7 protein-coding genes and 1 riboswitch are annotated in these 10,396 nt (G+C 71.8%); of the genes, 5 read left to right on the top strand and 2 right to left on the bottom strand.

Features of this window, described 5'->3' with window-relative positions; genetic code table 11:
- Positions 1–1,543: DNA topoisomerase (ATP-hydrolyzing) subunit A (locus tag U9R90_RS08160; protein WP_411055722.1), on the bottom strand; the 1,543-nt coding region annotated here is incomplete at its 3' end.
- A 308-nt stretch (positions 1,544–1,851) separates the two neighbouring features.
- Between U9R90_RS08160 and U9R90_RS08155 the strand changes: the two genes are divergently transcribed.
- The 4 genes from U9R90_RS08155 (at position 1,852) to U9R90_RS08140 (ending at position 6,738) form a co-directional block, all read left to right on the top strand.
- Positions 1,852–3,258 carry a M16 family metallopeptidase gene (locus U9R90_RS08155; RefSeq protein WP_411055721.1) on the top strand — a complete coding sequence of 469 codons (1,407 nt, stop codon included), beginning with the start codon at positions 1,852–1,854 and terminating at the stop codon, positions 3,256–3,258.
- 41 nt (positions 3,259–3,299) lie between these two features.
- Positions 3,300–4,667 (top strand): M16 family metallopeptidase, encoded by a 1,368-nt coding sequence (locus U9R90_RS08150; RefSeq protein WP_411057677.1) that lies wholly within the window; start codon positions 3,300–3,302, stop codon positions 4,665–4,667.
- A gap of 204 nt (positions 4,668–4,871) precedes the next feature.
- Positions 4,872–5,029: riboswitch (cyclic di-AMP (ydaO/yuaA leader) on the top strand.
- A 12-nt stretch (positions 5,030–5,041) separates the two neighbouring features.
- A complete protein-coding gene (locus U9R90_RS08145; RefSeq protein ID WP_411055720.1) occupies positions 5,042–5,800 on the top strand; it encodes a M23 family metallopeptidase in 759 nt (252 codons plus the stop codon).
- Between the two features lie 215 nt (positions 5,801–6,015).
- On the top strand, positions 6,016–6,738 hold the full coding sequence (locus U9R90_RS08140; protein ID WP_411055719.1) for a GntR family transcriptional regulator: 723 nt from the start codon (positions 6,016–6,018) through the stop codon (positions 6,736–6,738).
- Positions 6,739–6,900: 162 nt separating this feature from the next.
- Here U9R90_RS08140 and U9R90_RS08135 read toward each other — a convergent pair whose 3' ends face one another.
- Complete coding sequence (locus tag U9R90_RS08135) at positions 6,901–7,182, bottom strand: HPr family phosphocarrier protein (protein WP_411055718.1); 282 nt, start codon at positions 7,180–7,182, stop codon at positions 6,901–6,903.
- A gap of 176 nt (positions 7,183–7,358) precedes the next feature.
- Between U9R90_RS08135 and U9R90_RS08130 the strand changes: the two genes are divergently transcribed.
- The coding region (locus tag U9R90_RS08130; protein ID WP_411055717.1) for a GNAT family N-acetyltransferase at positions 7,359–10,396 on the top strand (3,038 nt) is incomplete at its 3' end.

The following is a 10,396-nucleotide window of genomic DNA, read 5'->3' as shown; positions in this document are numbered from 1 at the left end:
CCCGCGGCCGGGGGGCGGCCGGGGCCCCGCCCGACTCCAGCAGCACCGTACGCCGCTCGGTGCCGAACTTCTTGGCCACCGCGGCCAGTTCGGACGAGACCAGCTTGCGCAGCTCCGCGTCCGACTCCAGGATCTTGGTGAGCTGCTCGATCTCGCCGTTCAGCCGGTCCCGCTCGGATTCCAGCTCGATACGGTCGAACTTGGTCAGCCGGCGCAGCGGGGTGTCCAGGATGTACTGGGTCTGGATCTCGCTCAGCGAGAAGCGCTCGATCAGGCGCTCCTTGGCCTGCGCGGAGTTCTCGCTGGAGCGGATGAGGCGGATCACCTCGTCGATGTCGAGCAGCGCGACGAGCAGCCCTTCCACCAGGTGCAGCCGGTCGCGCCGCTTGCCGCGCCGGAACTCGCTGCGGCGGCGTACGACGTTGAACCGGTGGTCGAGATAGACCTCCAGCAGCTCCTTGAGGCCCAGCGTCAGCGGCTGGCCGTCGACCAGGGCCACGTTGTTGATGCCGAAGGACTCCTCCATCGGCGTCAGCTTGTAGAGCTGCTCCAGGACGGCCTCCGGGATGAAGCCGTTCTTGATCTCGATGACCAGGCGCAGGCCGTGGTTGCGGTCGGTGAGGTCCTTGACGTCCGCGATGCCCTGCAGCTTCTTCGAGCCGACCAGGTCCTTGATCTTGGAGATGACCTTCTCCGGACCGACCGTGAAGGGCAGTTCGGTGACGACCAGGCCCTTGCGCCGCGCGGTGACGTTCTCCACGGAGGCGGTGGCGCGGATCTTGAAGGTGCCGCGGCCCTTGTCGTACGCGTCCTTGATGCCGCCGAGACCGACGATCCGGCCGCCGGTGGGCAGGTCGGGGCCCGGCACGAAGCGCATCAGCGTCTCGAGGTCGGCGCCCGGGTGCTTGATGAGGTGGCGGGCGGCCGCGATGACCTCGCCCAGGTTGTGCGGCGGCATGTTCGTCGCCATGCCGACCGCGATTCCGGAGGCGCCGTTCACCAGGAGGTTCGGGTAGGCCGCGGGGAGGGTGACCGGCTCCTGCTCCTGGCCGTCGTAGTTGGACGCGAAGTCGACCGTGTCCTCGTCGATGGACTCGGTCATCAGGGAGCTGGCGTCGGCCATCCGGCACTCGGTGTACCGCATCGCGGCCGGCGGGTCGTCGTTACCGAGCGAGCCGAAGTTGCCGTGCCCGTCGACCAGCGGCAGTCGCATCGAGAAGGGCTGCGCCATGCGCACCAGCGCGTCGTAGATGGAGGCGTCGCCGTGCGGGTGCAGCCGGCCCATCACCTCGCCGACCACGCGGGCGCACTTCACATAACCGCGGTCGGGGCGTACGCCCATCTCGTTCATCTGGTAGACGATGCGGCGCTGTACCGGCTTCATGCCGTCCCGGGCGTCCGGCAGGGCGCGCGAGTAGATGACCGAGTAGGCGTACTCCAGGAAGGAGCCCTGCATCTCATCGACGACGTCGATGTCGAGGATCCTCTCCTCGAAGTCGGTGTCGTCTGAGGGTCGCGGGGTCTTCGTGCTGCGGCGGGCCATCGCGGCTGCGGCTCCTTCACCAACAAAGTCGGGCTTCTGACGCGGACCATTGTGGACCGCGCCACTGACAACGCGGACCGCGACCCGGGCAATGAGGTCGCCCGATGCTCTCCCGGCGGTCGACAGATGATCGCCAAGTGATCGCTGAGGGCTTACCCGAGACGGGAACTTCGCCAGATGTCCGCGCGCTTGCATACAGTGACAGGACTGCCTTGACGCATGTCAACGACGTATGTCAACGAACGCCCTCGGGGAATCCCCTCAGGGACGAGTCAGCACGCGATTCCGCACGCGATCGAAGGGACCACATGCCCATGGGTCACACGGCCACAGCGCAGGCCGGCACCGGCGGCCTGACAGCGACCGAGCACCGGCTGGCCAACGGCCTGCGCGTGGTGCTCTCCGAGGACCACCTGACCCCGGTCGCCGCGGTCTGCCTCTGGTACGACGTCGGCTCCCGCCACGAGGTCAAGGGCCGTACGGGCCTCGCCCACCTCTTCGAGCACCTGATGTTCCAGGGCTCGGCACAGGTGTCGGGCAACGGCCACTTCGAGCTGGTGCAGGGGGCCGGCGGCTCGCTGAACGGCACCACCAGCTTCGAGCGCACCAACTACTTCGAGACGATGCCCGCCCACCAGCTGGAACTGGCCCTGTGGCTCGAGGCCGACCGGATGGGCTCGCTGCTCGCCGCACTCGACGACGAGTCCATGGAAAACCAGCGGGACGTCGTCAAGAACGAACGCCGCCAGCGGTACGACAACGTCCCGTACGGCACGGCCTTCGAGAAGCTGACCGCCCTCTCCTACCCCGAGGGCCACCCGTACCACCACACGCCGATCGGCTCGATGGCCGACCTGGACGCGGCCACCCTGGACGACGCGCGGACGTTCTTCCGTACGTACTACGCGCCGAACAACGCCGTGCTCTCGGTGGTCGGCGACATCGACCCCGAGCGGACCCTCGCCTGGATCGAGAAGTACTTCGGCTCCATCCCGTCCCACGACGGCAAGCAGCCCCCGCGGGACGGCGCACTGCCCGACACCATCGGCAAGGAGCTGCGCGAGGTCATCGAGGAGGAGGTACCGGCCCGCGCCCTGATGGCCGCCTACCGGCTCCCGGAGGACGGCACGCGCGCGTGCGACGCGGCCGACCTGGCGCTCACCGTCCTCGGCGGCGGCGAGTCGTCCCGGCTCTACAACCGTCTCGTACGCCGCGACCGCACCGCCGTCGCGGCCGGGTTCGGCCTGCTGCGGCTCGCCGGTGCGCCCTCGCTCGGCTGGCTTGACGTCAAGACGTCGCACGACGTCGAGGTCCCGGACATCGAGGCCGCCGTCGACGAGGAGCTCGCCCGGTTCGCGGCCGAAGGCCCCACCGACGAGGAGATGGAGCGCGCCCAGGCGCAGTTGGAGCGCGAGTGGCTGGACCGGCTCGGTACGGTCGCCGGCCGCGCCGACGAACTGTGCCGGTACGCGGTGCTGTTCGGTGACCCGCAGCTCGCCCTGACCGCCGTGCAGCGGGTGCTCGACGTCACCGCGGCGGAGGTCCAGGAGGTCGCCCAGGCCCGGCTGCGGCCCGACAACCGCGCGGTGCTCGTGTACGAGCCGGTTGCCGCAGACGAAGCGGACGACGCGGACGGCGCGGATAACGGGGCAGAGGCGCAAGACGCGGCAGCCGCCGCCGGGAACGACGTACAGGAAGACGAGGCGGCGAAGTGACCCAGGCCCAGACCACAGCGACCACCGAGGCCACCGTGACCATGGACTTCCATCCGCAGCCCGAGGCGGGCGAGGCCACGCCGTGGGCCTTCCCCGCCCCCGAGCGCGCCACGCTCCCCAACGGCCTGACAGTGCTGCGCTGTCACCGTCCGGGCCAGCAGGTCGTCGCCGTCGAGCTCAACCTCGACGCCCCGCTGGACACCGAGCCGGACGGCCTGGACGGCATCGCCACCATCATGGCGCGCGCCTTCTCGGAGGGCACCGACAAGCACTCGGCCGAGGAGTTCGCCGCGGAGCTGGAGCGCTGCGGCGCCACGCTGGACGCGCACGCCGACCACCCCGGCGTACGCCTCTCGCTCGAAGTCCCGGTCTCCCGGCTCCCCAAGGCGCTCGGCCTGCTCGCCGACGCGCTGCGCGCGCCCGCCTTCGCCGACAGCGAGGTCAAGCGGCTGGTGCGCAACCGCCTGGACGAGATCCCGCACGAGATGGCCAACCCGAGCCGCCGCGCGGCCAAGGAGCTCTCCAAGGAGCTGTTCCCGGCCACCGCGCGCATCTCGCGTCCGCGCCAGGGCACCGAGGAGACGGTCGAGCGCATCGACGCCACCGCGGTCAGGGCGTTCTACGATGCCCATGTGCGGCCCGCGACCGCGACCGCCGTGGTGGTCGGCGACCTGTCCGGTACGGACCTGGACAAGCTGCTCGGCGAGACCCTGGGGGTGTGGACGGGTTCCGCGCCCGAGCCGCGCCCCGCAGCGCCGATCACCGCCGACGACACCGGCCGGGTCGTCATCGTGGACCGCCCGGGCGCGGTCCAGACGCAGCTGCTCATCGGCCGGGTCGGCCCGGACCGCCACGACCGCGTCTGGCCGGCCCAGGTACTCGGCGCCTACTGCCTGGGCGGCACCCTCACCTCGCGCCTGGACCGCGTCCTGCGCGAGGAGAAGGGCTACACCTACGGTGTGCGCGCCTTCGCCCAGGTGCTGCGCTCGGACGCCGAGGGCACCGGAGCCTCGATGCTGGCCATCAACGGCTCCGTGGACACCGAGTCCACAGGACCTGCCCTGGACGACCTGTGGAAGGTGCTGCGCACCCTCGCAGCCGAGGGCCTCACCGACGCCGAGCGCGATGTCGCGGTGCAGAACCTGGTCGGCGTGGCCCCGCTGCGCTACGAGACCGCCGCGGCCGTCGCGAGCACCCTGGCGGACCAGGTCGAGCAGCACCTGCCGGACGACTTCCAGGCGCAGTTGTACCGGATGCTGGCCGAGACCGGCACCGTGGAGGCCACTGCCGCCGCGGTGAACGCCTTCCCGGTGGACCGTCTGGTCACCATCCTGGTCGGCGACGCCGCGCAGATCGCCGAGCCGGTCAAGGCGCTCGGCATCGGCGAAGTGACCGTCGTCACCGGCTAGTCGGGCCGGGCGGGGCGCCAAGCTCACCTGGGGACCCCGGTGGCTGAAGAGCCACCGGGGTCCCCTAATGTCCGAAATATTGGCGAGGCTGACGGTCTGTCCTGTGGCATGTGCCTCAAAAGCCGTGATCCGTTTGTGGCAGGAAAGATGCCCCGTTTAGCGTCGGGTCGCTGTTCGCCGGCTATGCGCCGCATCCGCGGCACCGGACAGCCATCGCCGAGTCCCCGTCAGGCGCGAGCCTGGGGAGCCGGGGACCCACTCAGTCCCTGGGGTGAATCGGGCGCCTCCCCGTGTGGGGCCCGTAGGAGACCTTCCTGCTCCGAACCCGTCAGCTAACCCGGTAGGCGAGAAGGAAGGAAAGGACCCGCCACTTCATGGCCTCCGGGAAGCATCGTCGCCCCAGCCGTCTGTCGCGCACCGGTGCGAACGTCGCGGGCGTCGCCGCCCTCACCACCACGGGCGTCATCGGCACCCTCGCCTCTCCGGCGCTCGCCGCCCACTCCGCCGCGGACACCGGTCTGAACCAGGCCGTCGCCGCCGACGACGTACTCGCCGAGCGGATCGGCGCGCAGGCCAGCGCGCAGCAGGAGGCCGCCGAGCAGGCCGCCGCCAAGGAGCGGGCCGAGGCCGAGGCCGAGCGCAAGGCCGAGGCACGGGCCAAGGAAGCACGCGAGGAGAAGGCGAAGGAAGAGCGCGCCGCGCGTGCCGCCGAGCGGGCACGGCTGAACGCGTTCGTCTCGCCGGTCGCGGGCTCGTACGTCTCCACCGGCTACAAGGCCGGCGGCGCCGTCTGGTCCTCCGGCAGCCACACCGGCGTCGACTTCCACGCCGCGTCCGGCACCCCCGTCCAGGCCGTCGGCCCCGGCACCGTGGTCGAGGCCGGCTGGGGCGGTGCGTACGGCAACAACGTGGTGATCCGGATGAACGACGGCACGTACACCCAGTACGGGCACCTGTCGTCGCTCAGTGTCTCCGTCGGTCAGAGCGTGACCCCCGGCCAGCGAATAGGCCTCTCCGGCGCGACCGGCAACGTCACCGGGCCGCACCTGCACTTCGAGGTCCGCACCTCCGCCGAGTACGGCTCCGACATCGACCCGGTGTCCTACCTCCGCGCGCACGGCGTAGCCGCCTGACCACCCAGGTCCGAGGGTTCACACCCCACCCCACCACTCACCGAAAGCCCCGGCTCCCCGAGCCGGGGCTTTCGCCATTCGACCCGTGCGCCAGCTTGTCCAAAAAATATCCATGGATTCTGGTCACCCATCGGAAATCCGCGCCTGCTGCAATAGAGTCACCGAACAGACGTCAATCGACCGCGTTTCGCGGACATTAAGGCGGTGGACAGGTCATGCGCGTTCCTGCGCACTCGGTATGCACGGCCATCCGGGAGGACATCGTGTCCGGTGTGCTGGAACGCGGCAGCCGGCTCACCGAGGAGCTGCTCGCGCGCCGGTACGGGGTCTCGCGGGTCCCGGTGCGGGAAGCGCTGCGCACCCTGGAGGCCGAGGGGTTCGTACGGACCCGCAGGCACGCCGGCGCCCAGGTCGCCGAGCCCAGCGCGCAGGAGGCCGCCGACCTGCTGGAGATGCGGCTGCTGCTGGAGCCGCTCGGTGCCGCGCGGGCCGCACAGCGGCGTACCGAGGCGCATCTCAAGGTGCTGCGCGGGCTGGTGCGCCTGGGGCAGGAGCGGGCCCGCAGGGGGCACAGCGAGGATCTGCGCTCACTGGGCGGCTGGTTCCACGAGACCCTCGCCCAGGCCTGCGGCAGCCCGGGCCTGACGACGCTGCTCACCCAACTGCGGCACAAGGTCGCCTGGATGTACACGGTCGACCCTCCTGCCCAGCCCGCCGAGTCCTGGGCGGAGCACGGCGCGATCGTCGACGCCGTGGCCCGCGGCGACGCGGAACGGGCCAGGGCGCTCACCGCACTGCACGCCGAGCGTGCGGTGGCGGGGCACCGGCTGCGCTTCCCCGGCCCGGCGGACCTGCCGGTGGGCCGCTCCGTCGACCGGCCGGCGGAGCGTGTGAGGAATTCGCAACATGCCGTAAACATCGCGAGCGCCCGCAATTAACGAAGGCGCCGTATACAAAGAGAAGGCTCGGGGGAGGGGTTTCTTTTCGCTGCCCGTAATTCCGGGCGTGGGTCCGTGTGGACCCTGATGGATATCGGCGAAAAACAGCGGAGCCGCACTTCCTTTCGGGAAGTGCGGCTCCGCTGTGGAATTCCGGTCGGCTCAGACCGTCTCGGGGAGCTCCTCAAGCCCCTCGGAGACCAGCTTCGCCAGACGGTCGAGAGCGGCGTCCGAGCCCTCGGCGTCGGACGCGAGGATGATCTCCTCGTTGCCCTGGGCACCCAGACCGAGTACCGCGAGCATGGAAGCCGCGTTGACCGGGTTGCCGTCAGCCTTGGCGATCGTCACGGGGACGCCGGCGGCCGTGGCCGCGCGGACGAAGATGGAGGCGGGACGGGCGTGGAGGCCCTCGGCCCAGCCGACGTTGACGCGGCGCTCAGCCATGTGATGCTGCCCTTCAGGTGTCACTCATGCCTTGTCTAGACCAGTGTCGCATGAGGCGGCGGATGGTTCTGCCACGCCGTTGTCCGCAGTCCGGCCGCCCACCGGTCTTCCAGGGAGGGTAATGGCTCCGCCCCCGCAACGCTCCGCTCGGGCCCGCGACCCGTACCCTGACTCCCATGCAGCCGCCGCCCGAGCAGCCGCCGCAGGACGCGGCCTACCCCGACCACTGGGAGGCCGACGTGGTGCTGCGCGACGGCGGCACCGCCCGGATCCGGCCGATCACCAGTGCGGACGCGGAGCGGCTGGTCAGCTTCTACGAACAGGTCTCGGACGAGTCGAAGTACTACCGCTTCTTCGCGCCCTACCCCCGGCTGTCCGCCAAGGACGTCCACCGCTTCACGCACCACGACTACGTGGACCGGGTCGGGCTCGCGGTCACGGTCGGCGGCGAGTTCATCGCGACCGTCCGCTACGACCGGATCGACGAGCACGGCAGACCGGCCTCGGCACCCGCCGACGAGGCCGAGGTCGCGTTCCTGGTCCAGGACGCGCACCAGGGCCGCGGCGTCGCCTCCACCCTCCTTGAGCACATCGGCGCGGTCGCGCGCGAGCGAGGAGTGCGCCGCTTCGTGGCCGAGGTGCTGCCCGCCAACTCCAAGATGATCAAGGTGTTCACGGACGCCGGGTACCAGCAGAAGCGCAGCTTCGAGGACGGTGTCGTACGCCTGGAGTTCGGCCTGGAGCCGACCGACCGCTCGCTCGCCGTACAGCGCGCCCGCGAACAGCGCGCCGAGGCACGCTCCGTACAGCGGCTGCTCACGCCGGGGTCGGTCGCCGTCATCGGCGCCGGACGCCGCCCCGGCGGTACGGGGCGCTCGGTGCTGCGCAACCTGCTCGGCTCCGGCTTCGGCGGCCGGGTGTACGCGGTGAACTCGGCCCTGTCCGCGGACGAGACCTCCCTGGACGGCGTCCCGGCCTACCGCTCGGTGCACGACATCGACCCCGCCAGCGCGGTGGACCTCGCGGTGGTCGCGGTGCCCGTCGCCCAGGTGCCGTCAGTCGTCGCGGAGTGCGGTGAACGCGGGGTGCGGGGGCTCGTGGTGATCTCCGCGGGGTACGCCGAGTCGGGCGGGGACGGCCGCGAGCGGCAGCGGGAGCTGGTGCGGCAGGCCCGCTCGTACGGCATGCGGCTGTTCGGGCCGAACGCCTTCGGCATCCTCAACACCTCGCCCAAGGCGCGGCTGAACGCCTCGCTGGCGCCGGCCATGCCGATGGCCGGGCGGCTCGGTCTGTTCACCCAGTCCGGGGCGATCGGCATCGCGCTGCTGTCCGGGCTGCACCGGCGTGGCGTCGGTCTGTCCACCTTCGTCAGCGCCGGGAACCGCGCGGACGTGTCGGGCAACGACGTGCTGCAGTACTGGTACGACGACCCCGACACCGACGTGGCCCTGATGTACCTGGAGTCCATCGGCAACCCGCGCAAGTTCACCCGGCTCGCGCGCCGCACGGCCGCGGTGAAGCCGGTCGTGGTGGTCAAGGGCGCCCGGCACTCCGGCGCGCCGACCGGCCACGCCGTACCGACCACACGCCTGCCGCACGCGACGGTCTCCGAGCTGCTCGGCCAGGCCGGCGTCATCCGGGTCGACACCGTCACGGAGCTGGTCGACGCGGGCCTGCTCCTGGGGAGCCAGCCACTGCCCGCCGGGCCGCGGGTCGCCATCCTCGGCAACTCCGAGTCCCTCGGTGTCCTCACCTACGACGCCTGCCTCGCGGAGGGGCTGCGCCCGCTGCCGCCGCGCGACCTGACCACCCGGGCGACCCCGGACGACTTCCGCCGGGGCCTCGCGGCCGCGCTCGCGGACCCCGGCTGTGACGCGGTGGTGGTCACGGCGATCCCCTGGGTGGAAGAGGACGGCAGGACCGAGTCGGGCGAGGGCGAGGCGCTGGCCGCGGCACTCCGCTCGGCGACGGCCGGTGCGCCGGCCAAGCCGGTGACGGTGGTCCACGTGGAGCTGGGCGGCCTGGCCGAGGCCCTCGCGGCCGCCACGAGTACGGCCCCTGGTGCCCCCGGCACCGGGCCGGGGTCCGCCGAGCCCGCACCCGCCTCCGTCGAGACCGGGACCTCTGCCCACGCGCGCGTGGCAGCGGGCGAGAGCCCGCCCGCAGAGCGGTCCGGGACCTCCGCGCCACGGGACGCCGGCGCCCGATCGGGAGCCGCAGCCTCCGGCCCCGGTCTGGTCTCTCCTCACGACACGGTGGCGCCCACCGGCCCGGCAGCCGGCACGCCCGCCCACGCGCGCGTGGCCGCGGAGGGGCAGAGTCCCCCGGAAGGCGCGGCCAGCGTGGCTGCCCCACCCCGTACGATCCCCGCCTACCCCGCGGCCGAGCGCGCCGTACGGGCCCTCGGGGAAGCCGTCAAGTACGCGCAGTGGCGGCGGGAGGCCGCGCGGCCCGGGAAGGTGCCCGAGTTCATCGACGAGACCATCGACGAGGCCGGTGCGGCCGCGCGGATCGAGACGCTGCTGGCCGACGCGGACGGCACCAGGGGATTCGAGCTCGCCCCGGCCGACGCCCACCAGCTCCTGGGCCACTACGGGATCGAACTACGGCACGCCCTGCCCGCCCCCGGCCCCGACGAGGCGGTGCGCGCCGCCGAGCAGCTCGGCTACCCGGTAGCCCTGAAGACCACCGCACCGCACCTGCGGCACCGGGCCGACCTCGGCGGCGTACGCCTCGACCTCACAGACGAGGCGCAACTCCGTACCGCGTACACGGAACTGACCAGCGCCCTCGGCAAGCCCGCCGAGCTGCGCCCGGTCGTGCAGGCCATGGTCCCGCGCGGCGTGGACACCGTCGTACGGGCGGTCATCGACCCGGCGGCCGGAGCGGTGCTCTCGTTCGGTCTGGCCGGGGCTCCGTCCGAGCTGCTCGGCGACACCGCGCACCGGCTCATCCCGGTCACCGACCGCGACGCAGCGGGTCTGATCAGGTCGATCAGGACGGCGCCCCTGTTGTTCGGCTGGCGCGGCTCCGCGCCCGTCGACACCGCGGCCCTGGAGGAGCTGCTGCTGCGGGTCTCCCGGCTCGTCGACGACCACCCCGAAGTGGTCGGCGTCTCGCTGGAGCCGGTGATCGTCGCCCCACACGGCGTCTCCGTACTGAGCGGCTCCGTACGTCTCGCACCCCCACCGGCCCGCGACGACCTCGGCCCCCG

Source organism: Streptomyces sp. E11-3 (assembly GCF_046540415.1).
In the GTDB taxonomy this organism is placed as follows: Bacteria; Actinomycetota; Actinomycetes; order Streptomycetales; family Streptomycetaceae; genus Streptomyces.
The sequence above is the reverse complement of the archived record's forward strand: the minus strand, read 5'-3'. Positions and strand labels throughout refer to the sequence as shown.